24 protein-coding genes are annotated in these 20,448 nt (G+C 59.5%); 12 read left to right on the top strand and 12 right to left on the bottom strand.

The features are described from left to right. Positions 1 to 25: 25 nt before the first annotated feature. Positions 26 to 835: a class I SAM-dependent methyltransferase gene (locus tag Q2T52_RS18595; protein WP_302078317.1), complete on the bottom strand. Its 810-nt coding sequence runs from the start codon at positions 833 to 835 to the stop codon at positions 26 to 28. 88 nt (positions 836 to 923) lie between these two features. On the opposite strand from Q2T52_RS18595, the gene gloB reads away from it, so the two are divergent. The 3 genes from gloB to Q2T52_RS18580 all read left to right on the top strand — a co-directional run bounded on the left by gloB (position 924) and on the right by Q2T52_RS18580 (position 2,802). Continuing rightward, positions 924 to 1,697, top strand: a complete 774-nt coding sequence (gene gloB / locus Q2T52_RS18590; protein ID WP_302078316.1) for a hydroxyacylglutathione hydrolase — start codon at positions 924 to 926, stop codon at positions 1,695 to 1,697. Beyond that, a complete protein-coding gene (locus Q2T52_RS18585; RefSeq protein WP_302078315.1) occupies positions 1,694 to 2,119 on the top strand; it encodes a cupin domain-containing protein in 426 nt (141 codons plus the stop codon). The genes gloB and Q2T52_RS18585 overlap by 4 nt, the downstream gene beginning before the upstream one ends. 110 nt (positions 2,120 to 2,229) lie before the next feature. Next, positions 2,230 to 2,802, top strand: a complete 573-nt coding sequence (locus Q2T52_RS18580; protein WP_302078314.1) for a cytochrome b — start codon at positions 2,230 to 2,232, stop codon at positions 2,800 to 2,802. A gap of 1 nt (position 2,803) precedes the next feature. Here Q2T52_RS18580 and yddG read toward each other — a convergent pair whose 3' ends face one another. Together yddG and Q2T52_RS18570 are read right to left on the bottom strand one after the other, a co-directional pair. Then, complete coding sequence (gene yddG / locus Q2T52_RS18575) at positions 2,804 to 3,676, bottom strand: aromatic amino acid exporter YddG (protein ID WP_302078313.1); 873 nt, start codon at positions 3,674 to 3,676, stop codon at positions 2,804 to 2,806. Positions 3,677 to 3,759: 83 nt separating this feature from the next. Next, complete coding sequence (locus tag Q2T52_RS18570) at positions 3,760 to 4,533, bottom strand: DUF3108 domain-containing protein (protein WP_302078312.1); 774 nt, start codon at positions 4,531 to 4,533, stop codon at positions 3,760 to 3,762. Between the two features lie 233 nt (positions 4,534 to 4,766). Between Q2T52_RS18570 and rpmB the strand changes: the two genes are divergently transcribed. From rpmB to Q2T52_RS18555, 3 genes are all read left to right on the top strand, one after another. Further along, on the top strand, positions 4,767 to 5,057 hold the full coding sequence (gene rpmB, locus Q2T52_RS18565) for a 50S ribosomal protein L28 (RefSeq protein WP_302078311.1): 291 nt from the start codon (positions 4,767 to 4,769) through the stop codon (positions 5,055 to 5,057). Between the two features lie 218 nt (positions 5,058 to 5,275). Further along, on the top strand, positions 5,276 to 5,767 hold the full coding sequence (locus Q2T52_RS18560) for a DoxX family protein (protein ID WP_302078310.1): 492 nt from the start codon (positions 5,276 to 5,278) through the stop codon (positions 5,765 to 5,767). Between the two features lie 156 nt (positions 5,768 to 5,923). Next, entirely contained in the window at positions 5,924 to 6,559 is a 636-nt protein-coding gene (locus Q2T52_RS18555; RefSeq protein ID WP_302078309.1) for a queuosine precursor transporter, read from the top strand. On the opposite strand, the gene Q2T52_RS18550 is transcribed toward Q2T52_RS18555, so the two are convergent. The 5 genes from Q2T52_RS18550 to Q2T52_RS18530 all read right to left on the bottom strand — a co-directional run bounded on the left by Q2T52_RS18550 (position 6,546) and on the right by Q2T52_RS18530 (position 11,747). Continuing rightward, positions 6,546 to 7,109 (bottom strand): ATP-binding protein, encoded by a 564-nt coding sequence (locus Q2T52_RS18550; RefSeq protein WP_302078308.1) that lies wholly within the window; start codon positions 7,107 to 7,109, stop codon positions 6,546 to 6,548. The genes Q2T52_RS18555 and Q2T52_RS18550 overlap by 14 nt on opposite strands. A gap of 22 nt (positions 7,110 to 7,131) precedes the next feature. Next, entirely contained in the window at positions 7,132 to 8,136 is a 1,005-nt protein-coding gene (locus Q2T52_RS18545) for an esterase-like activity of phytase family protein (RefSeq protein ID WP_436799556.1), read from the bottom strand. A 1-nt stretch (position 8,137) separates the two neighbouring features. Then, the gene (gene cobT, locus Q2T52_RS18540; protein WP_302078306.1) at positions 8,138 to 10,039 is read right to left on the bottom strand and encodes a cobaltochelatase subunit CobT; all 1,902 of its coding nucleotides are present in this window, start codon (positions 10,037 to 10,039) and stop codon (positions 8,138 to 8,140) included. A gap of 17 nt (positions 10,040 to 10,056) precedes the next feature. Beyond that, positions 10,057 to 11,049 carry a cobaltochelatase subunit CobS gene (gene cobS / locus Q2T52_RS18535; protein ID WP_302078305.1) on the bottom strand — a complete coding sequence of 331 codons (993 nt, stop codon included), beginning with the start codon at positions 11,047 to 11,049 and terminating at the stop codon, positions 10,057 to 10,059. A 71-nt stretch (positions 11,050 to 11,120) separates the two neighbouring features. Beyond that, positions 11,121 to 11,747 carry a J domain-containing protein gene (locus Q2T52_RS18530; RefSeq protein ID WP_302078304.1) on the bottom strand — a complete coding sequence of 209 codons (627 nt, stop codon included), beginning with the start codon at positions 11,745 to 11,747 and terminating at the stop codon, positions 11,121 to 11,123. A 102-nt stretch (positions 11,748 to 11,849) separates the two neighbouring features. Here Q2T52_RS18530 and Q2T52_RS18525 point away from each other — a divergent pair, with 102 nt between their 5' ends. Beyond that, positions 11,850 to 12,131 carry a BolA family protein gene (locus Q2T52_RS18525; protein WP_302078303.1) on the top strand — a complete coding sequence of 94 codons (282 nt, stop codon included), beginning with the start codon at positions 11,850 to 11,852 and terminating at the stop codon, positions 12,129 to 12,131. Between the two features lie 3 nt (positions 12,132 to 12,134). On the opposite strand, the gene Q2T52_RS18520 is transcribed toward Q2T52_RS18525, so the two are convergent. The 3 genes from Q2T52_RS18520 to Q2T52_RS18510 are packed head-to-tail and all read right to left on the bottom strand — an operon-like array spanning position 12,135 to position 15,162. Continuing rightward, a complete protein-coding gene (locus tag Q2T52_RS18520; RefSeq protein WP_302078302.1) occupies positions 12,135 to 13,442 on the bottom strand; it encodes an HlyC/CorC family transporter in 1,308 nt (435 codons plus the stop codon). Further along, positions 13,442 to 14,575 carry a 3-dehydroquinate synthase gene (gene aroB, locus Q2T52_RS18515; RefSeq protein ID WP_302078301.1) on the bottom strand — a complete coding sequence of 378 codons (1,134 nt, stop codon included), beginning with the start codon at positions 14,573 to 14,575 and terminating at the stop codon, positions 13,442 to 13,444. Before aroB ends, Q2T52_RS18520 begins: the two co-directional genes overlap by 1 nt. Then, complete coding sequence (locus Q2T52_RS18510) at positions 14,572 to 15,162, bottom strand: shikimate kinase (RefSeq protein WP_302078376.1); 591 nt, start codon at positions 15,160 to 15,162, stop codon at positions 14,572 to 14,574. Before Q2T52_RS18510 ends, aroB begins: the two co-directional genes overlap by 4 nt. A 154-nt stretch (positions 15,163 to 15,316) precedes the next feature. Here Q2T52_RS18510 and Q2T52_RS18505 point away from each other — a divergent pair, with 154 nt between their 5' ends. The 5 genes from Q2T52_RS18505 to Q2T52_RS18485 all read left to right on the top strand — a co-directional run bounded on the left by Q2T52_RS18505 (position 15,317) and on the right by Q2T52_RS18485 (position 19,256). Next, positions 15,317 to 15,475 carry a hypothetical protein gene (locus tag Q2T52_RS18505; RefSeq protein WP_302078300.1) on the top strand — a complete coding sequence of 53 codons (159 nt, stop codon included), beginning with the start codon at positions 15,317 to 15,319 and terminating at the stop codon, positions 15,473 to 15,475. Between the two features lie 10 nt (positions 15,476 to 15,485). Then, entirely contained in the window at positions 15,486 to 16,436 is a 951-nt protein-coding gene (gene xerD, locus Q2T52_RS18500) for a site-specific tyrosine recombinase XerD (RefSeq protein ID WP_302078299.1), read from the top strand. Between the two features lie 51 nt (positions 16,437 to 16,487). Beyond that, positions 16,488 to 17,441: an acetyl-CoA carboxylase carboxyltransferase subunit alpha gene (locus Q2T52_RS18495; RefSeq protein ID WP_302078298.1), complete on the top strand. Its 954-nt coding sequence runs from the start codon at positions 16,488 to 16,490 to the stop codon at positions 17,439 to 17,441. A gap of 183 nt (positions 17,442 to 17,624) precedes the next feature. After that, a complete protein-coding gene (locus tag Q2T52_RS18490; protein WP_302078297.1) occupies positions 17,625 to 18,986 on the top strand; it encodes a L,D-transpeptidase family protein in 1,362 nt (453 codons plus the stop codon). Between the two features lie 3 nt (positions 18,987 to 18,989). Continuing rightward, the gene (locus tag Q2T52_RS18485) at positions 18,990 to 19,256 is read left to right on the top strand and encodes a sulfurtransferase TusA family protein (protein ID WP_302078375.1); all 267 of its coding nucleotides are present in this window, start codon (positions 18,990 to 18,992) and stop codon (positions 19,254 to 19,256) included. Here Q2T52_RS18485 and Q2T52_RS18480 read toward each other — a convergent pair whose 3' ends face one another. Then, positions 19,257 to 20,435, bottom strand: coding sequence for a CobW family GTP-binding protein (locus Q2T52_RS18480; RefSeq protein ID WP_302078296.1), 1,179 nt, complete (start codon positions 20,433 to 20,435; stop codon positions 19,257 to 19,259). Positions 20,436 to 20,448 lie beyond the last annotated feature (13 nt).

Raw genomic sequence — 20,448 nt, 5'->3', positions numbered from 1 at the left:
CTTCGAAAAGAATGACGTCAAGGCATTAATCCCGAAGCCAGCTTTTGTCGAGTGCGAAGGCTGACCTGCTTGGCAGTCGGGCATTTGTGTCGCGGCTGGCAACGCGCCCGGTCGGAACGCCTTGCGCACCCAGCACCGGCACGAAGACACGGCGGGAAGCGCGCGCCGCAACCGGCAGGCCTTGATAGAGCCGCTTCTGAGCCTCCAGCACCAAAACGCCGGAGAAGGCCGGCCATAGCCGTCTACCCATCCGCTCCAGCCCGTGGCGGAGCTTCAGGATGGCCCTGATCTTGGAGGGCGGGAAAAACAGCGCTTCCGCTGCCGCGGCCGGCGTAAAATTGCTCTCACGCAGAAGCGCCGTCAACTGTCGGCGAGAGTAGGGTCGACCGGAGCCGAACGGCGTGTGCTCCATGCGCGCCCAGACACCGCGACGGTTCGGCACGACGATGACGAGGCGCCCACCCGGCGCCAGCACCCGCCAGACCTCCTTCAGCGTCTCACGCGGATTTTCCGCAAACTCCAGCGAATGCACCATCAGCACGCGATCCACGGAGGAATCAGGCAGTGGCAGCTCCTCCTCGAAGACGAGCGCGGTGGATGACAGCTCCCCGACCGGCCAGTTCACCGCCCCCTGCCCTGCTGGCATGAAGGCGAAGGTGCGCTCCGTGCCAGTGCGGAAACGGTCCAGATAGGGAACGGCATAGCCCAGCCCCACCAATCGCTCATCCGGCAGCCGCGCCCAGAGCGAGGAGAGCGCCATGGCAATGGAATGCTCGGCAAAATGGCCAAGAGGGGAATGATAAAATTCTCTGAGATCGACGATATCGGCGTGCATGGAGAAAAGCTATCAGAGGCGCCTTGGACTTCATAGCACCCCTCTCTACATTGGGGCGAGATCGTGAAGGCGAAAACGGGTTTGGATCATGAAGCCATTGGAACTGGAAGTTTTCTCATGTCGTACCGACAATTTTGGCGTGTTGGTGCATGACCCCGAAACCGGCCTGACGGCCTCTATCGACGCGCCCGAGGAGGCGCCCATTCTGGCGGCAGCCGAACGCCGGGGCTGGAAACTCACACACATCTTCACCACCCACCATCACACCGATCACGTGGAGGCCAATCTCGCCCTGAAGGAGCGCTATGGGCTTGAAATCATCGGTCCGGTCAATGAGGCGGTCGCCATTCCTGGCCTCGATCGTACCGTCGGCGATGGTGATGAATTCCTGTTCGGCGAGCATCCGGTGCGCGTGATCGAGACCCCCGGACATACGGCAGGCCATGTCTGCTACCATCTGCCGGATGATAAAATCCTGTTTGCCGCCGACACGCTGTTTGCCCTGGGCTGCGGCCGACTGTTCGAACGCTCGGCTGCGGACATGTGGCATTCGCTGCAGAAGCTCTGCGTTCTGCCGGATGAAACGGCCGTCTATTTCGGCCACGAATATACGCAGTCGAATGCCCGATTTGCCTTGAGTGTCGATGGCGACAACGAAGCCCTGCAGCGCCGCGCGGCCCAGATCGACGAACTGCGCGCGAGCGGTAAGTTCACGATCCCGACCATGATGGGACTGGAGAAGGAAACCAACCCTTTCCTGCGCCCGGCAGATCCGGCCATTCGCCGCCATCTCGTGATGGAAGGCAAAACGAATGAAGAGGTCTTTGCCGAAATCCGCAAGCGCAAGGATACCTTCAAGTGACCGCAGAAGAGATCATCCGCGAGCTTGGCATGCAGCCACACCCGGAAGGTGGCTGGTATGTGGAAACCTTCCGTGACGAACTGGGTGGCGCGCGCGGACACTCCACGGCAATCTACTACCTGCTGGAAAAAGGTCAGCGCTCTCACTGGCATCGCGTGAAAGACGCCGCCGAAGCCTGGCATTACTATGCCGGTGCACCGCTGGCACTGTACCGATCCGATGACGGGCAAAGGGTCGAGACCATTCTGCTCGGCAGCGAGGTGACGAAGGGTCAGCGCCCTCAGGCGATTATTCCCGCCAATAGCTGGCAGGCGGCCGAAAGTCAGGGTGATTACACGCTGGTGGGCTGCACGGTTGCGCCGGGCTTTCAGTTTTCAGCCTTCGAGATGGCACAACCGGACTGGCAGCCAGGGTCACTGTAGGGTGATTTCGTTACAAATAATTCATGGACGCCCATAGCCTCTGTTCAGCTGGGTGTCAGTCGGGCTAGGTTTTGCTGCAGCGCAACAACTCATTGCTTTGGAGCGATTTCATGCTGTCCGATACCGCCTCATTTCCGGCCACCCGCCCGGAACGATATAATGCTGGAATGATCTGGCTGCATTGGGCGACGGCCCTGCTCGTCATCGTGCTGTTTGCCACGGCGGAAGTCTGGGACTTTGCCGAAAAGGGTGGCGCCGTTCGTAACGCCTTGAAAGCCCTACATTATGGCAGCGGCATTCTGCTGGCCGTGGTTTTTGTTATCCGCCTCGTATGGCGCCTGGCAAGCCACGCGACCCTGCCGGAAGAGGAAAAGGGGCTTATGGGCCTCGCCGCAAAAGCCGTCCACGCCGTTCTCTATCTCGCACTGGCAGGCCAGATCATCTTCGGCTTCACCTGGCGCTGGTCTCAAGGCAAGGCAGTGGATTTTTTCGGGATCTTTTCCTTGACAGACCCCTTCGGCATTCCCGCAGCCTATCGCCACACGCTGGGTGAACTGCATGAGAACGTGGCCTGGCTGATCATCGCCGTGGCCTTTGCTCATGCAGTGGCTGCGATCTACCACCATGTTTTCCTGAAGGACGGCGTGCTTCTGAAGATGATGCCGAAGCACGGCAACCCCTAACTCATGCCTTTGGCTTGCGAAGGATCATGTCCTTCGCAGCCAGTGCAGCACCGCCGGTAATCAAAATGCAGGCGACAGCAATACGCCAGCTCGGCTCGGCAAAACCGAACACTGTCAGAATGAGCGTAGAAAGCAGGGGCGCGGCGTAGCTAGCCGCGCCGAGGATCTGGATGTCGCCGTTCTTGACGCCATAATCCCAGGCATAAAAGGCCGCACCGACAGGCAGCAGCCCAAGCCCAACGATGGCAAGCCACTGTGACCCACTAGCGGGCCATACCGTCGTCTCCAGCAGCAGATGGCAGATGAGCGACAACACTGAAGTCGCAAGACAAAAGCCTGTCACGACATCCGTCGAGACCGCCTCGAACCGCCGGGTCATCAGCGAATAACCGGACCAGGTGAAGGCGCAGAGGAATGCTGCGCCATACCCAACCAGATAGGCGCCATCGAAGGAAAGCCCTGTTCGCGAGACGATGGTCACCGTTCCGGCAAGACCAGCCAAGGCGCCAATTACATGGTGCCAGCGCAGCCGCTCGCCCGGTAGCAGGGCGGAGCCGACGACGATGAAGAGCGGCCAGAGATAGGCAATCAGCCCTGCCTCCACCGCCGGCGCATTGCGAAGTGCCGTGAAATACAGGAAGTGATAGCCGAACAGTCCGCCAATACCTGTCAGCCAAACGGCTGGCCGCTGCCTGAACTGAGAAAGCCGGGAAGGCTGTGCGACGAGAAGCAGGATGCCCGGCAGGCTGCCGATGGCGAAGGTGATGGCCGACAATTGAAACGGCGGCATGGTGCCGGAGGCTGCGGTAAACAGCGCCAGAAGCGACCACATGAGAATGGCCGTGAACCCGATCAGCGAGCCCTTGAATTTCATCGCCTTCCCCCGGAAGAGCCGGGAGTTCTTCCCGCCTTCAATATTCATGAGGCGGGAACTGGCATGATATGCCGCTGCCCGCTTCAGCCCCCGTACTTCACCGCCGTTACATAGACATCGCCGACCTTGGTCGGGATGCGGGCGTAGACTGGAGCATATACATTGGCACCATCGGCCTTGGCAAACCAAAGCTCCATGGTCGCTTTCTTCATGAATTCAATGTCGCTGCGCCCGCGCTTGTAACCGGACTTGGGCACATAACGGACTTCGCAAACTGTAGCGTCGCCCTTGAAACCTTCAGTCGAAAACGGCTTGGTGCCCTTAGGCGAAAGAACCAGATCGAGCCGCGACTCGCCATCATAGATGGGCAGCCGACTGGGGCAGATCTGCGCGCCTTCCGGAAAGATAAGACCAGACAGAGGATCGAGGACGGCATGAAGATCGCCGTCACCGATCGGGATCCAGGTCGGCGGACGCTCCTTGGGCTCCGGGGTTACCGTGGTCGAGACGACATCGCCATTGCGATAGGCCACATTGTAGGTACGGGTTTTCCGTCCCTCCGTGTAAACGAGCGAATATTGCTTGGCCTGCAACCGCCTACCGCGTACCGCGCCGGACACATCCGTCTCCGCCGAAATGCGGCTGATCAGGTTGACGATCCCGGCGGATTTAAAACTGCCTTTTATGTTGTAGCCATTGTCATCGAACTCGCTGGCAAAGGATGCCCTCGCGATGGGCAGCAGACCAAGCGAGATGTCGTATTCGCTGACATGACGAATGCCCGCCGGCACGGCAGGGCTGGCAGCCAGCGCGGAAACAAGCATCGTGATGAGAAACGGTCTGGCTTTGGGAAACATTGTCTTTTCCGGGAAGGGCCTGATATCATCCAGATATAGGATGCTCACTATGGCAAGAAAATAGCAAGATTTGCGGCTCTCCCGCGGAATCTGGCCAGAAGGGCGAGGTTTGACTTGACGGGCGCGGCCTCACTGACTATAGAACCGCAACTTTCCAATCAGGACCAGTTGGATCGGCAGGCAGGGCTTTGCCCGTTGCCCCGTTCAATTGCAAAGAAGAACAAAGGTGTACCATGTCCCGTATGTGCGAATTGACCGGCAAGGGCGTCCAGTCGGGCAACAATGTCAGCCACGCCAACAACAAGACCAAGCGTCGTTTCCTGCCGAACCTGTGCCAGGTAACGCTGATCTCCGACGCTCTTGGCCAGCGCTTCCGTCTGCGCGTTTCCGCGCATGCCCTGCGTTCGGTTGAACATCGCGGCGGTCTCGATGCTTTCCTTCTGAAGGCTGACGAGACTGAACTGTCGATGCGCGCTCGTCTGCTGCGTCGCCAGATTGCCAAGAAGACCGCTGAAGCTGCATAAACTTCTGACGTACTGAATTAAGTTGAAGGACTTGGGCGGAAACGTCCGAGTCTTTTTTCGTTTGTTCAGACTCACACCTCCTGTCATCACGGGATTTTGAACTCAAATCTTGTCTTGCCATCACCACAAAAGGAGATTGGCTGACGCAGATCAAAGCCGTGTACGCCTCAAAAACTAATTTGGTTGCGTAAACATCAATCGAATTTGAGGCCAAAACCATGACGAACATTGATCAATCAAGCCAATGGGAACGCGTTCTCTTGGCCGCTCTACGCATTTCCATTGGCTGGGTATTCCTCTGGGCGTCCATCCATCACTATGGCAGCAATGGTTATGTTGCCGGCTTCCTATCTTCCACGAAGACGTTCCATTTCATCTACGGACCGCTCTCGCAGTCGGCTGTGATTGGCGTCATTGCCTTCCTGGTGGAATACGGCCACATGCTGATCGGCCTGTCTCTGATCTCTGGACTATTGGTTCGGGTCAGCGCGCCCTTCGCAATCCTCATCATGCTGACCTACTGGACGGCTCATCTTGACTTTCCCTATGTGCAGAGCATCAACAACTTCTTGATCGACGAACACCTGATCTACGCGATGGTGCTGACGCTGCTCATCCTCCGCCGTGCCGGTCATTATTTCGGATTGGACGCGATCGTCTCCCGTATGAGCCCTGTCGCAAACAACCCCACTTTGCGCTGGCTGGCATAAACGCATCTGACAGAACAGCTCTCGTGCCCGCATTCTGGCGCGCACGAGAGCATTTCGATGGATGGAAAATATCAGAATTTTCTTGACGAGAATGGCATAACGCGATTTTAGAGGCGCTCCATTCCTCTTGCTGGTGGCATCACCCAGGGTAAAAAAATGCAGCATTTGCGCGCGACCATTATTTACGTAGTCCTGATGACGCTCGTCGTCGTCGCCTCTAATTTCCTCGTCCAGTTTACGGTCATCGGCAGCGTCTTCGGCATTCAGCTGAGCGACCTTCTGACTTGGGGCGCCTTCATCTATCCGGCCGCCTTCCTGGTCACGGACCTGACCAACCGCCAGTTTGGCCCGCAGATCGCCCGCCGCGTCGTGTTTGCCGGCTTTGTGGTGGGCGTTGCGCTCTCCTTCTACACCTCGCTGCCGCGCATCGCGATGGCATCCGGTACGGCCTATCTGGTCGGCCAGCTCCTCGACATCTCGGTCTTCAACCGGCTGCGCCGTCAGAGCTGGTGGCATGCGCCGCTGGCGGGCTCGCTGTTCGGCTCCATGCTGGACACGGTCCTGTTCTTCTCGCTCTCCTTTGCACCAGCCTTTGCCTTCCTGGGCTCCAATGACGATTTCGCCATTGGTTCGGCGCCGATCCTCGGTGTGTTTGCGACAGAAGCACCGCGCTGGATCTCTTGGGCGATCGGCGATTTCACCGTGAAGCTGATCGTCGGCCTCGTCATGCTGCTGCCCTATGGGGCGCTGATGAGCGTCGTAAAGCCGATGCCTGCCGTCAAGACCGCCTGAGGTTCTCTTCCGACACCACCGGGTGCTGCAAGACGGCCTCGAGCAACTCCGCCACCGGTGAGGCAGAATCGAGCCGTAGCACCGGTGCCTTCTGCGCCAGAAGCCATGCTTCGTGCGCAGCAAGGCTGCGCTGCTCCACACCCGCCGTATCGTAGCTGGCGGCCCAATCGATGAATTTGCGGCTTGTTTCATGCATGTCGCCGTCCGGCAGGATGCGGGCGCCGTAGCGCTCTTCCTCACGGCGGCGAATGCGATCCATGCGGACGGTAGGGTCGAGACGCAGAAACACGATCAGGTCGTAGAGCGGCTCCAGCGGCGTTCCCCATTTCAGAGCCGAGCCGGACAGCACCCACCCAGCATGACCTTCCATGGCCGCTTGCACCAGAGAGAGCCTCTCCGGCACCTCGCGTGGCGTCGTGAACGGTGGGTCGGTCGGCATCCAGAAAAAACTGTCGGTATCGAGATGCAGCACATCAAGCTGCTCACCAAGCGCACGTCCGAGCGTGGTGGTGCCGGAACCGGATGCGCCCATGATGTGAATCCGAACCATGGCGCATCTCCGTTGAAAATCGCTATTCAGTCAGCCGGAACTCCAACATCAGGCTGCGCTGGAGAATCGAGTGGTTGTCATCGGATACAAGAATGACATGCGGATGACCATCCGCACCCGCAACCACGTCAATGCCTTCCATATTGTCGATCTGTTCGGACATGTCGGTCTCGATCAGTACCGGCCCGTCCACGAGGGCACCCGGCTTGATCGCCTCGACAGGAATGCGCCGCATACGCATGCCGACGCCACCGATGAAGCTGAAGCGGCGCTCCAGCAACAGAAGGTCGCCGGAGGGCAGGAAGGCGCCATCAGTGACATCCCAAGGATCGTTGCGCACGACCTTGAACTGACCCTTGCGCGGCCCCTCCAGGATAGCGGCATAGAGATTGCCGGCCTTGTCCACGCTGCGCTCAGCGACGATGACAGGCGCGCCTGCCAATGGGCCGGCGGCAGGCGCCATCACCACCGTTTCCAGGCTGCCATTGCCTTTGAGTTCCTTTTTCGGAATGAGGATATCCAGAGTGCGCAGCGGCTTGGCCTGCTCAAAACCCGGATCGGGATAGACATCCACACGGTGTTTGCGCTCGAAGCTGACCAGCACCTGACCAGGCCGGATAGTCACGCCTTCCGCATCGATATCACCCTTGTAGCGCGGCTCGTCACCGCTGGCGTCACGCATGGGCGTGATCGCGACCGCGCCAAGCCCTGACAGGCGGCCCTTGTCGTCGCGCTCGATCCGCCCCGTCAGCCAATGTCCCGTATCCAGAACGGAAACGAAGCTGCGACCATCAGCGCGAAACCGGATGCTGGACATGGAGCCGAACAAGCTTTCCCGCGAGGTCAGTTCCAGCCCGCCCAGAAATTCAAGCTTGCCGAAGCGAGTTTCATCACTGCCGGGCTTGAAGGTCTCGATCCGCCGCGCAACAACCGGTGCCGATACTGTGTCAGGCTCGGCCGCAAATGACTGCGCCGCTCCAAGGAGCGGCGCAAGAAGAACCAAAGAGCGCAGAATAGTGTGACGCATATCAGCTGGCGCGACGGGCGCGACCACGCGGGGTGGCATTAGCGTTTTCATCGAACAAAGCCGCCAGCTGCTCGGTCATGGCACCGGCCAACTCATCCGCATCGACGATGGTAACAGCGCGGCGATAATAGCGCGTCACGTCGTGACCGATACCGATCGCCAGCAGTTCCACCGGAGACCTGGTCTCGATCTGCTCGATCACGGCGCGTAAGTGCCGTTCCAGATAATTGCCGGGATTGACCGAAAGCGTCGAGTCATCCACCGGCGCACCGTCGGAGATCATCATCATGATCTTGCGCTGTTCGGGACGACCGATCAGGCGGTTATGCGCCCACATCAGCGCTTCGCCGTCGATGTTTTCCTTCAGCAGGCCTTCGCGCATCATCAGGCCAAGATTGTTGCGCGCGCGCCGCCATGGCGCGTCGGCAGACTTGTAGATGATATGCCGCAGGTCATTCAGTCGGCCGGGTGTCGGCGGCTTGCCGCCGGCCAGCCACTGTTCGCGGCTCTGGCCGCCCTTCCAGGCTTTCGTGGTGAAGCCGAGGATTTCCACCTTCACGCCGGAACGCTCCAGTGTGCGGGCCAGAATGTCGGCGCAGGTCGCAGCAACCGTAATCGGACGTCCGCGCATCGAACCGGAATTGTCGATGACGAGCGACACGACCGTGTCACGGAACTTGGTGTCGCGCTCACGCTTGAAGGAAAGCGGCTGCATGGGGTCGATGACGAGACGCACGAGACGCGCCGGATCGAGATAGCCCTCTTCCAGATCGAATTCCCAGGAGCGGTTCTGCTGCGCCATCAGGCGACGCTGCAGGCGGTTTGCCAAGCGTCCGACAGCACCCTGCAGATGCGCAAGCTGCTTGTCGAGGAAGGCACGAAGACGAGCGAGTTCTGCTTCGTCGCAGAGTTCTTCGGCCGCAATCTCCTCGTCGAATTCCTGCGTGAAGATGTGGTAATCGACCTTGTCGTTGAAATCATCGAACGGACTGTTGGGGCGGCGAGTCTCACCGGGGGTTTCGGACTGGTCGTCGCTCTCTTCCGACATGTCGTCGTCGGAAATTTCGGCACCGTCCATCTCGCCGTCGTCAAGCTGCTCTTCAGCCGCCTGGCTCTCCTCGGCCGGTGCAGCGTCAGAGCCCGCATCTTCCTCGACCTCGTCATTCTCGGTCTCGTTGCTGCGGGGCTGCTCCTCGTCGTTCTCGTTCTCCATCTCCTCCGGCTGGTTTTCTTCGTCGCCGAAGTCTTCCGCCATCTGCATGGAAGAGAGCATGTGGCGAACCAGCTTGCCGAATGCCTGCTGGTCTTCCATCACGTTCTTCAGGTTTTCGAGATCGGCACCGGCTTTTTCCTCAATGAAGGGCCGCCACAGGTCCAGTACCTTGCCCGCACTTGCCGGTGGCTTCACGCCCGTCAGCTTCTCGCGCACCAGCATAGCCATGGCCTCGCCGATCGGCGCATCTTCCTGACGCTCCACACCGGCAAAATTGGCCTTGCTGTATTTTTCCGCGTTCATGCTGCTGATGTTGGCAGCAACGCCAGCCATCCGCACAGAACCAATCGATTCGACGCGGGCCTGTTCCACCGCATCGAAGACTGCGCGGGCATCACTGCCCTGCGGCGACATGGTGGCATGGACGGATGTATCATGGCAGGCAAGGCGAAGCGCCATCGAGTCACCCAGACCTCGGGTGACCGCCAACTCCTGCGCGGTTGGACGCTTGGAGATGTCCGGCAAGCGAATACGCTCGCCGGCCATTCCGGGCCGTTCATTGGAGAAGGAAACCTCCACCTCGCCACTGCCTGCGATCGATCGCACGCAGCCGGTGATCGCGCGACGCATGGGCTCAGTATCGACCGGGCCACCCGCCTTCGCCTTGGAATTATCGCCACGGCCTGCCATGGATACTACCTTCGCACTTACGCTCCGAGAACGATGTTCGCGGCACTTTCCTTCAGCTCGACACCAAAGGCACGCTGATACTGCTCAGCCACCAGAGTCCGCTCCAGTTCGTCGCACTTGTTCAGGAAGGTGATCCGGAACGCGAAGGCAACGTCACCGAAGATCTCGGCATTTTCAGCCCAGGTGATCACGGTACGCGGGCTCATGACGGTCGACAGGTCGCCATTGATGAAGGCAGAACGGGTCATGTCGGCCACGCGAACCATTTTGGAAACGGTCTCGCGGCCATCCGACGTCGCGCCGAAGCTCTTCACCTTGGCGGCGACGATGTCCACTTCCTTCTCATGGGGAAGGTAGTTCAGCGTCGTTACGATCGACCAGCGGTCCATCTGCGCCTGGTTGATCTGCTGCGTGCCGTGATAGAGGCCCGTGGTATCACCGAGACCAACCGTGTTTGCGGTCGCAAACAGGCGGAAGGCAGGGTGCGGCCGAATGACGCGGCTCTGGTCGAGAAGGGTCAGGCGACCGGAGGATTCGAGAACGCGCTGGATGACGAACATCACGTCCGGGCGGCCGGCGTCATATTCGTCGAAGACGAGCGCGACATTGTGCTGGTAAGCCCAGGGCAGAATGCCGTCCTTGAATTCGGTGACCTGCTTGCCGTCCTTCAGGACGATGGCGTCCTTGCCGACGAGGTCGATACGGCTGACATGGCTGTCGAGGTTGACGCGCACGCAAGGCCAGTTGAGACGGGCTGCCACCTGCTCGATATGGGTGGATTTACCAGTACCGTGGAAACCCGACACCATGACGCGACGGTTGTGGGCGAAGCCTGCCAGGATGGCGAGCGTCGTGTCCCGGTCAAACAGATAGTCAGGGTCGAGTTCGGGAACATAAGGGTCGCTGTTGCTATAAGCGGGCACCTTGAGGTCCGTATCAATGCCAAAGACGTCCCGAACAGATACCGTCGTGTCCGGGAGGTTGGAAATATCAAGATCGATTTTGCTCATCACCACTCCACGCCGCACCATCCAGCGGTCCGGCCGCAATCCTCGCTGCCATGCAATACGCAGTTATCGGCTTAGCAGAAACCGGACTGCTTTAACAATTGGTAGGCTTGTATGACAGCGCGAAAACGTTCTTCGGAACCGCGATCGCCGCCATTGGCGTCCGGGTGATGCTTTTTCACCAGTTCCTTGTAGCGCGTCTTGATTTCGCTTGCCGTCGCACCGGCCGTCAACCCCATCGTATCGAATGCTTTTGCTTCCAGCGTCTTCAGACGCCGCTCGGCGGGTTTGGGCCGCGATGCACCGCCTTGGCCCTCGCGCACGAAGCCGAACGGGTCCTTGATCCGCTGATAGCTGCCAGCCGTGCCGGAGCGCATGGTCGCATGCACCGGCGCCTCGCGCGAGGCCTTGTTGACGCCGATCGTCCAGGTGGGGCGATGCCCGGTGATCGCCTCCTTCTGGTAGCGCGCGATCTCGCTGTCGGACAGGCCGGAGAAGTAATTGTAGCCCTTGTTATATTCCTTCACATGCTCGAAGCAGAAGAGGAAGAACTGACCTTCGGCATTTCGGCCCACGGGTGCGCGATGCACACCAGGCCGGTCACACCCGTCCCATTGACAGGTGGGGGCCGCGGTTGCTGTTTCCTGCTCCCTTTTCCGGCGCGTCCGGATACGGTCGAAATATTTGGAATCTAATTTCATCTGGGCCCATTATGGGGTGCAGCAAGAGGCACTACAAGAATTGACAAAGGGCTTTTCTGCTGCTTTCTGGGTACCCCTTTCGCGAAGCGAGGAAAGCGCAAAATGTCCGTCAGAAACCGCATCGAAGCCGAACTGACTGCGCGCTTTCAACCGGATCGGCTGGAAGTGATCAACGAAAGCCACCATCACGCGGGTCACCAGCCGGGCATGGATGGCAGCGGCGAATCACATATGCGCGTGCGCATCGTCTCCGCACAGTTTTCAGGATTGAGCCGTCTGGAACGCCACAGATTGGTCAATGCAGCCCTGAAGCCGGAGCTGGACGCGGGCCTGCATGCTCTGGCTGTGGAAGCGGCTGCTCCCGGCGAAGCCACCCGCTGGTAGCGCCTATTCGCCTGCAAGCGCCCCTTCGTCCACCGGGCGGATACGCAGCCGCGTGATGCGGTTCTTCTCACGCTTCATGATGATGAAGCGCTTGCCGTAGAAGGTGAAGCTCTGCCGTTCCTCGGGGATCAGTTTTGATTCGTGGATCACGAGGCCTGCAATCGTCGTCGCCTCCTCATCCGGCAGGTTCCAGTCCAGCGCACGATTAAGATCGCGAATCGGCACCGATCCATCCACGACGATAGAGCCATCCGCTTCCTGCCGCACGCCCTGGATTTCCAGATCGTGTTCATCGGCAATGTCGCCCACGATCTCCTCCAAAATATCCTCGAGCGTCACGATACCCTGCATCTCCCCGTATTCATCCACCACAAGCGCGAAATGCACCTTGCGCCGCAGGAAGGCGTTCAGCTGATCCTTGAGGCTGGTGGTATCCGGCACGAACCAGGGCTTCTGCGCGATCTTGCTGATATCAAGATGCTCCGGCTCCATGTCGGGTTCGGCCAATGCACGCAGCAGGTCCTTTGCATGAACCACGCCGATGATGTTCTCAGTCGTTCCGCGCCACAACGGCATGCGCGTGAACGGGCTATCCAGAACCGTGCGAACGATGACTTCCGGTGGGTCATCGGCATTGATGGCGCGCATCGCTGTCCGGTGCCGCATCACGTCAGAGACTTCCAATTCCTCCAGATCGAGCAGGCCACCGAGACGATCCCTGTCCGCCTTGATGAAGGAACCTTCCTTGTGCAACAGATCCAGCGCGCTTCTAAGCTCTTCATGCGCTGACAGCATTGACTTGCCGTCCGACAGGTTGATGCCGAACAGCGAGAGAATGAAGCGCACGATGGCATTGACGCCGCTCGAAAGCGGGCCGGCAAAGCCGACAAAGATCCGTACCGAATTGGAGACAGACAGCGCGAATCGATCTGGCGCGGAAATCGCCCAGCTCTTCGGCAGCACTTCGGAGAAGATGACCAGCACGACTGTCATAACGAGCGTGGCGATCGCCACCCCCGTCTGTCCGAAAAGGCCCAGGAAAAGGCTCGTGGTCAGCGAGGACGCCAGGATGTTGACGAGGTTGTTGCCGATGAGAAGCGCGCCGATCAGCCGGTCACGCTTCTCGATCAACCGGCTCACGACCCCTGCCCGCTCGTCGCCATTGGTCTCCAGCGTATGCATGCGAGCGCGCGAAGCTGCGGTCAGCGCCGTCTCAGAACCCGAGAAAAAGGCCGAGGCAGCGATCAGCAACAGGATCGAGACCAGCGTCGGCCAGTAATCTGCGAGAAAGGTGAGAACCGAATCCAGCATCACTCCGATCGCGTTTCCTCAAGGAAGGATTTGACTTCCGACACCGGCACATCGTCGGCGATGAAGGACTGGCCAATGCCATGCGTGAGAATGAAGGTCAGCTTGCCGCTCTTGACCTTCTTGTCCTGTGCAATGGCGTCCAGCAATACATCAGTCGGCGGCAACTCACCGGGAATCTGGCTGATTTTCGTGGGTAGGCCGACGGCGGATAGATGCCGCTCGACACGCTGTGCATCATCAGGGCTTGCCAGGTTCAGGCGCGCCGAGAAACGATGCGCCAGGGCCATGCCGATCGCAACGCCCTCACCATGCACCAGCCGGCTGCTATCGTACTGCGTGGCTGCCTCCAGCGCATGGCCGAAGGTATGACCGAGATTCAGCAGAGCGCGGCGACCGTTCTCACGCTCATCGGCGACAACGACCTCCGCCTTGGCCTGGCAGCTGACGGCAATCGCTTCGGTGCGGGCAGCGCCACCGGCAAACACATCCTGCCAATTGGCTTCCAGCCATTCAAAGAAATCCGGCCGGTCGATCAGGCCATACTTGGCCACTTCCGCGTAGCCCGCGCGAAACTCACGCTTGCTCAGAGAATTCAGGGCGCTGGTATCGGAAATCACCAGGTCCGGCTGGTGGAAGACGCCGAGAAGATTCTTGCCATGGCGAGTGTTGATGCCGGTCTTGCCGCCAACGGAGGAATCGACTTGTGCCAGAAGCGAGGTCGGGATCTGCACGAAACGCACCCCGCGCCGCACGATGCCGGCCGCAAAGCCCGCGAGATCGCCGATCACGCCGCCGCCAAGCGCGATGATCGCATCATTGCGTTCGATGCGCGCAGACAGCGCCAGATCGCAAACGGTTGCCAAATGCTCGAGACTCTTGGTCTTTTCGCCAGCCGGCAGGGTCAAGGAAACGGCCTCAATGCCGTCTGTCTGCAGGCTATCCATCAGGCTTTCGAGGTAAAGCGGCGCGACATGCTCGTCCGTGACGATCGCAGCCCGCCGCCCCTTCAGCCGAGCCGTGATCTCGCCACCGGCATGGGAGATCATGTCCGGCCCGATCAGGATGTCATAGGCTCGTTCGCCAAGCGGAACATGAACCAGCCGCTCTTCAGCCCGTGACGTCGAGATATTCATGATGAGGCACCTTCTTTTGCCGCAGATAGAATGGCGGAGAGGACATCGCCGGCCACCTGTTCCTTGCGCACATCGCGCGACTGCACAGTAATGTCAGCCTTCTCATAGATCGGATAACGCAGATCCATCAGGTTCTTCAGGGTCTGCTTCGGATTCTCCGTTTTCAGAAGCGGGCGATTGTCGCGCTTGCTCACGCGCTCCCACAAAACCTCGAGGTCCGCTTTTAGCCACAGCGACGTTCCACCCGCCTGGATGGCGGCCCGGGTGCGCTCGTTGATGAAGGCACCGCCGCCCGTGGAAACCACCCGGGGACCACCCCGTAACAGGCGCTCGATGACACGCGTTTCAAGCGCGCGAAACTCTTCCTCACCATAGGTTGCAAACAGCTCCGGGATCGTCATTCGCGAGACGCGCTCGATCTCGGCATCCGTGTCGATAAACGGGAGGGACATCTGCTGGGCAATGATCCGGCCAATGGCTGATTTGCCGGCGCCCATCAGGCCAACCAGAATCAGATTGCGGCCGTGCAACGCGGCGCGCGCGCGGTCGCCCAAAGTCACAGGCTTGGCAAGGTCTGGTATAGAAATGGGCGCTACCCTCTCTCAAACTTTCCTCGAAACCCTATCGGCAAATGCCGGGGCAGCGTCAAGTCAAGCAACTGGGAAAGACGCCGAAATGCTCACTGCTTGCGCGAGAAGCTGCCTTTCAGCATAAGATGAACAACCTGATGCGGAGCACCCAATGCCCACTCTCTTCCGTTTCCTGTTCATCGTGGCCGTGATTGCAGGCATCGTCTATGGCGGCATGGCGTCGCTGGCCTATCTGGTCGAGCCGCGTGAGCGCGACGTCACGGTGCGCATTCCATCGGAACGGCTGAACCCGCAGCAACAGCAACAATAAGGCAAGCGTGATGGACCTTTCCGGCGCCCATATCGAAGCCTTCCTGGAAATGATGAGCGCCGAGCGTGGCGCGGCCGCCAACACGCTTGCCTCCTACCAGCGCGATCTGGATGACCTGCACGATTTCCTGAAAGGACGGAAGGTGCGGCTGACGGAGGCCGCAACCTCGGACCTTTCCGCCTATATCGCAAAGCTTGAGAAACAGGGTTTTGCTGCATCCTCGCAAGCGAGACGCCTGTCCGCCATGCGGCAATTCTACAAGTTCCTCTATGCGGAAGGCATTCGTACCGACGACCCCACCTCCATCATCGATGCGCCCAAGAAGGGCCGACCTCTACCCAAAATAATGAGCGAGCGGGATGTGAGCCGCCTCCTGACGCTTGCGGCTGAAGAAGCGAAAGCGGAAACGCCGGACCGCTTTCAACGCCTGCGTATGCTTGCCCTTCTGGAGCTTCTCTACGCAACGGGCATGCGTGTGAGCGAACTGGTGACACTGCCGGTCAAGGTGCTGGATCAGGAAGGCCGCTTCCTGATGATCCGCGGCAAGGGTGGCAAGGAGCGCCTCGTTCCGCTGTCCCGCTCTGCCATTGCCGCCATGGCGGAGTATGGCCGGGCACGCGCAGCGGAAGTAAAGGCGAACGCCAAGCTTGCCGAGAGCCCGTGGCTCTTTCCATCATCAGGCAAGGAGGGGTATCTGCCGCGCCAGGTCTTTGCGCGCGACTTGAAGGATCTTGCATCACGGGCCGGCATCCGGGTCGCCTCCATATCCCCGCATGTGCTGCGCCATGCCTTCGCCAGCCATCTTCTGCAAAATGGCGCCGACCTTCGCGTCGTGCAGGAATTGCTTGGACATTCAGATATTTCGACCACTCAAATCTATACACATGTGCTGGAAGAACGGCTGCGCCATGTGGTCGAAACGCATCACCCTCTTGCAAAAGAGACGAAAAACGCTGATTAGAGCCCGGGCGGAGGGCGGTAAAGCCGCCAACACGATCGGAACACGGAGCTCATGCAGACTTATCTCGATTTCGAAAAGCCCATCTCCGACCTGGAAGGGAAGATCCACGAGCTGAAGAAGCTGGCGGCGGAAGATGAGAGCATCGATACCTCCGACGAGATCCAGCGCCTTGAAGTGCGCGTCCGCGAGGCGATGCAGGAAATCTATGCCAAGCTGAACCCCTGGCAGAAAACGCAGGTCGCGCGTCATCCGCAGCGCCCGCATTTTGTCGATTACGCTGCACGCCTGTTTACCGATTTCACGCCGCTCGCCGGTGACCGAACCTTCGGTGAAGATGCTGCCATCCAGGCAGGCCTTGGCCGCTTCCGCGGTCAGTCGGTTGCTATTATCGGCCAGGAAAAGGGCAACGACACCAAGTCCCGCATCAAGCACAATTTCGGTAGCCCCCGTCCGGAAGGTTATCGCAAGGCCATTCGCGTCATGGAAATGGCGGACCGTTTCGGCCTGCCGGTGATTTCGCTGGTGGATACGGCCGGGGCCTATCCGGGCGTCGGCGCAGAAGAGCGCGGCCAGGCGGAAGCCATCGCCCGCTCCACCGAGATGTGCCTTGGCATCAAGGTCCCGATGGTCTCGATCGTGATCGGCGAAGGCGGGTCCGGCGGCGCGATCGCGATTGCCACCGGCAACAAGGTCTTCATGCTGGAGCACGCAATCTATTCCGTGATTTCGCCCGAAGGCGCAGCCTCAATCCTGTGGCGCGATTCTACCCGCGCCCGCGAGGCGGCATCCAATATGAAGATCACCGCCGAGGACCTGAAGGCGCTCGGCGTTATTGACGACATCATTCCGGAGCCCATGGGCGGCGCCCATCGCGAACCGGAGAAGGTGATCGATGCAGCAGGCGAAGTGATTGGCGCTTCCCTGAAGGAAATGTCCGCCTTAAGCGGCGATCAGCTTCGCGCGGCACGTCGCCAAAAATTTCTCGATATCGGGCGCAATCTCTAATTTAGTCCCATTTCGGGGTTACGCCTGACGAGAATGTGAACAAGCTCATGGCTTGCGCTGGACAGATCGGCGCAACCGGTTAAGAATATGTAAAGCTTACCGCTTTATTATTCTGTGCAGGATGGGCTAAATGCGGGAGAGATTCCGCACTCCGTTCGGTTGTCATATCTTGGTCAGTTCCCGATGCGCCTGAAGAATATTGCTCTCGCTCTCCTTATGGCAACCGCACTTGCGGGCTGCAACGACACGCTGGAAACGGCGACGGTCGACCTATCCAAGGTGAAGAACAAGGTTGAGCAGCCCCTGCCTGACCGCCTCGTGGCGGAAATGCAGAAAAGGAATATGCCCCGCAACTCTCCGATCATGATCCGCATCTTCAAGGAAGAAGGCGTGATGGAGATCTGGAAGGCGAAGGCGGACAACCGCTTCGACAAGATTTCGCAGTACCAGATCTGCGCATGGTCCGGAAAGCTGGGCCCCAAGATCAAGGAAGGCGATCGCCAGGCGCCGGAAGGCTTCTATAACCTGACGCCGGCGCATCTGAACCCCAATTCCAAATACTATCTCGCGATCAACACCGGTTTCCCGAACCGATACGACGCCGCCAACGGACGTTCAGGCTCCAACCTGATGATCCACGGCGCATGCTCGTCATCCGGCTGCTATTCCATGACCGACGAGCAGATCCTCGAGATCTACGCCTTCGCGCGTGACGCCTTCAAGGGCGGTCAGACCTCTGTTCAGCTTGAAGCGTTCCCGTTCCGCATGACAGCCGAAAACATGGCGCGTCATCGCAACAACGAGAACATGGAATTCTGGAAGATGCTCAAGGTGGGCTACGACCAGTTCGAGATCACCAAGCGTCCGCCGGACGTGAATGTCTGCGGCAAGAAATACGTCTTCAACCAGCAGGTCCAGGGCTCGGGCAACTTCTCGCCGGCTGCTGCCTGCCCGCCGTCCTCTACCCCGCCTGAACTCAACATGGCGATGACGACCTACCAGAAGAATTACGAGCTTGCCTATGCCAAGGCGCTCGACAAGCTGGATGGCAAAGTCTGGTACGAGCCTACGGAAGCTGAACGCAAGGCTGTAGTCGCCAACAAGCGTAAGGGCCACGATCTTGCCTATGCGCCGACAGGCACTTCTCTGGAAGCCGGCAAGCTGGTCAAGCCCGACGAATTCGAAGCACTGATGGCAAAGCGCCTTGGTAAGCCGCAGGCGCCGGGCACTATGCTCGCGTCTGCTGGCCCGACGGGTGCCGCAGCCAAGCAGGGCCGCGTTCTGGTCTCGGCGCCGGCTGCCACTCCGGTAGCGGGTCCCGTACAGACGCAGCCGATCAACCGCAGCACAGCCTCTGTGATGGCGGCAATGGCAACGCCCGCAAACATGACACCGGTGCCGCAGCAGGTTGCATCTACCGGCCCGGCTTCCAAGCCTATTACGACGGGCGCAATTCCGGTTCCAGCACCCAATCCGCTCGCCTATGCGCAGGTTACCCCGCCTGCCGAAGAACAGACCAAGAAGCCTTTCTGGAAGTTCTGGTAAGCCATCGTGTCGCAGGACAACGATCCGTATGATCTGAGGGGGCTGAAATGCCCCCTTCCCGTTTTGCGGACACGCAAGCGGTTGAAATCCCTGGGCACAGGCTCTGAGCTTGTGATCCTGACCAACGACCCGCTTGCCAAGATCGATATCCCGCATTTCTGCCGGGAGGAAGGTCACGATCTGCTATCTTCGGAAGCGGAGGGAGACTCTCATCGCTTTCATATTCGCCGCGGCCCGGACAGGCCGGGCCGGGACGAAGACGGCTTCTGATCACATCTTGAGGCCAGGCACAGCGAGCGGATTGTCCTCAAGTGCCGCCCGATCGGGACGGTCGACACGTGGCTGGCCCGTGAAGGCCGAGAAAAGATCAGTCACGAATTCTTCCGAAAGCCCCTGCGCAATGATCACCATGCGCGTGCGACGATCGCTGCCTTCCGGCCACCGAGGCAATCGCTCCGGCGGATGGAAGATGCTCTGCACGCCGTGCAACACCAGTGGCCGTTCCGGATTGTCGCTCAACTGTACGATGGCCTTCATGCGCAGCAGCTTTTCGCCGTGCGCGGACCTTAGAAGATCGACAAACATTTCGATCGCCATAGGATCGATGGGACGGTCGTGGAGGATGGAGAATGACCGGATATCCTCGCCATGCCGGTTTACATCATGATGATGGTGGTGATGGTGCCGGTGGCCATCGTGGTCGTGATGATGGTGATCATGCCCATGATGGTCATGGTCATCCGAGTGATCGTGGTCATGGTGGTGATCATGATGATCGTCTTCGCTCAGCCAGCGGGCAACATCAGGGATCTTGCTATCAGGGTCGTAAAGCCCGTTGACGAGCACGCCGGCCCGGCCTGCCTCCGGAAGATCTCCATCCAGGACTCGGGCACGCGGATTGAGTTCCGCAAGCCTCGCCCTCAGAGAGCGAATCTGGGCTGCATCGGCCAAGGTTTTCTTCGACAGGATCAGACGATCCGCCACGGCGACCTGACGCTTTGCTTCAGGGTACCGCTCTATGGTGGTAAGGCCATGCACGGCATCAACGACGGTGACCAAACCATCCAGTTGAAAACTCTGCGCAATGACGGGATTGCCGAGTACGGCCTGCATCACGGGTGCCGGATCTGCCAGGCCCGTCGTCTCGATCACGACGCGGCGGATGGGCTTCAGCCGTCCCGTCTGGATCTGGTCCACGAGGGATGCCAGCGTGTCGACAAGCTCGCCACGCACCGTGCAGCAAAGGCAGCCGTTGGAAAGCTCCAGCACCGTGTCGCCGGAGGATTCGACCAGATAATTGTCGATGCCGACTTCGCCGAACTCGTTGATGATGACGGCCGTATCGCGCGAAGCTTCATCCTTGAGGATGCGATTGAGAAGGGTCGATTTACCGGCTCCGAGAAAGCCCGTGAGAATGGAAACCGGAATACGGTCAGGAGCCGCTGGCATGATCAAAACCTAG

It is taken from the genome of Rhizobium oryzicola (assembly GCF_030504645.1).
GTDB classification, from domain to species: domain Bacteria; phylum Pseudomonadota; class Alphaproteobacteria; order Rhizobiales; family Rhizobiaceae; genus Neorhizobium; species Neorhizobium oryzicola.
This window is presented reverse-complemented; position numbering and strand designations above follow the sequence as displayed.

Coding starts and splice junctions, on each gene's coding strand:
- rpmB (WP_302078311.1), top strand. CDS start 4,767: ATGTCCCGTATGTGCGAATTGACCGGCAAGGGCGTCCAGTCGGGCAAC.
- Q2T52_RS18495 (WP_302078298.1), top strand. CDS start 16,488: ATGCAGACTTATCTCGATTTCGAAAAGCCCATCTCCGACCTGGAAGGG.
- Q2T52_RS18505 (WP_302078300.1), top strand. CDS start 15,317: ATGCCCACTCTCTTCCGTTTCCTGTTCATCGTGGCCGTGATTGCAGGC.
- Q2T52_RS18530 (WP_302078304.1), bottom strand. CDS start 11,747: ATGAAATTAGATTCCAAATATTTCGACCGTATCCGGACGCGCCGGAAA.
- yddG (WP_302078313.1), bottom strand. CDS start 3,676: ATGAAATTCAAGGGCTCGCTGATCGGGTTCACGGCCATTCTCATGTGG.
- xerD (WP_302078299.1), top strand. CDS start 15,486: ATGGACCTTTCCGGCGCCCATATCGAAGCCTTCCTGGAAATGATGAGC.
- aroB (WP_302078301.1), bottom strand. CDS start 14,575: ATGAATATCTCGACGTCACGGGCTGAAGAGCGGCTGGTTCATGTTCCG.
- Q2T52_RS18480 (WP_302078296.1), bottom strand. CDS start 20,435: ATGCCAGCGGCTCCTGACCGTATTCCGGTTTCCATTCTCACGGGCTTT.
- cobS (WP_302078305.1), bottom strand. CDS start 11,049: ATGAGCAAAATCGATCTTGATATTTCCAACCTCCCGGACACGACGGTA.
- Q2T52_RS18520 (WP_302078302.1), bottom strand. CDS start 13,442: ATGCTGGATTCGGTTCTCACCTTTCTCGCAGATTACTGGCCGACGCTG.
- Q2T52_RS18580 (WP_302078314.1), top strand. CDS start 2,230: ATGCTGTCCGATACCGCCTCATTTCCGGCCACCCGCCCGGAACGATAT.
- Q2T52_RS18560 (WP_302078310.1), top strand. CDS start 5,276: ATGACGAACATTGATCAATCAAGCCAATGGGAACGCGTTCTCTTGGCC.
- Q2T52_RS18545 (WP_436799556.1), bottom strand. CDS start 8,136: ATGCGTCACACTATTCTGCGCTCTTTGGTTCTTCTTGCGCCGCTCCTT.
- Q2T52_RS18555 (WP_302078309.1), top strand. CDS start 5,924: ATGCAGCATTTGCGCGCGACCATTATTTACGTAGTCCTGATGACGCTC.
- Q2T52_RS18525 (WP_302078303.1), top strand. CDS start 11,850: ATGTCCGTCAGAAACCGCATCGAAGCCGAACTGACTGCGCGCTTTCAA.
- Q2T52_RS18595 (WP_302078317.1), bottom strand. CDS start 835: ATGCACGCCGATATCGTCGATCTCAGAGAATTTTATCATTCCCCTCTT.
- Q2T52_RS18550 (WP_302078308.1), bottom strand. CDS start 7,109: ATGGTTCGGATTCACATCATGGGCGCATCCGGTTCCGGCACCACCACG.
- Q2T52_RS18490 (WP_302078297.1), top strand. CDS start 17,625: ATGCGCCTGAAGAATATTGCTCTCGCTCTCCTTATGGCAACCGCACTT.
- Q2T52_RS18570 (WP_302078312.1), bottom strand. CDS start 4,533: ATGTTTCCCAAAGCCAGACCGTTTCTCATCACGATGCTTGTTTCCGCG.
- gloB (WP_302078316.1), top strand. CDS start 924: ATGAAGCCATTGGAACTGGAAGTTTTCTCATGTCGTACCGACAATTTT.
- cobT (WP_302078306.1), bottom strand. CDS start 10,039: ATGGCAGGCCGTGGCGATAATTCCAAGGCGAAGGCGGGTGGCCCGGTC.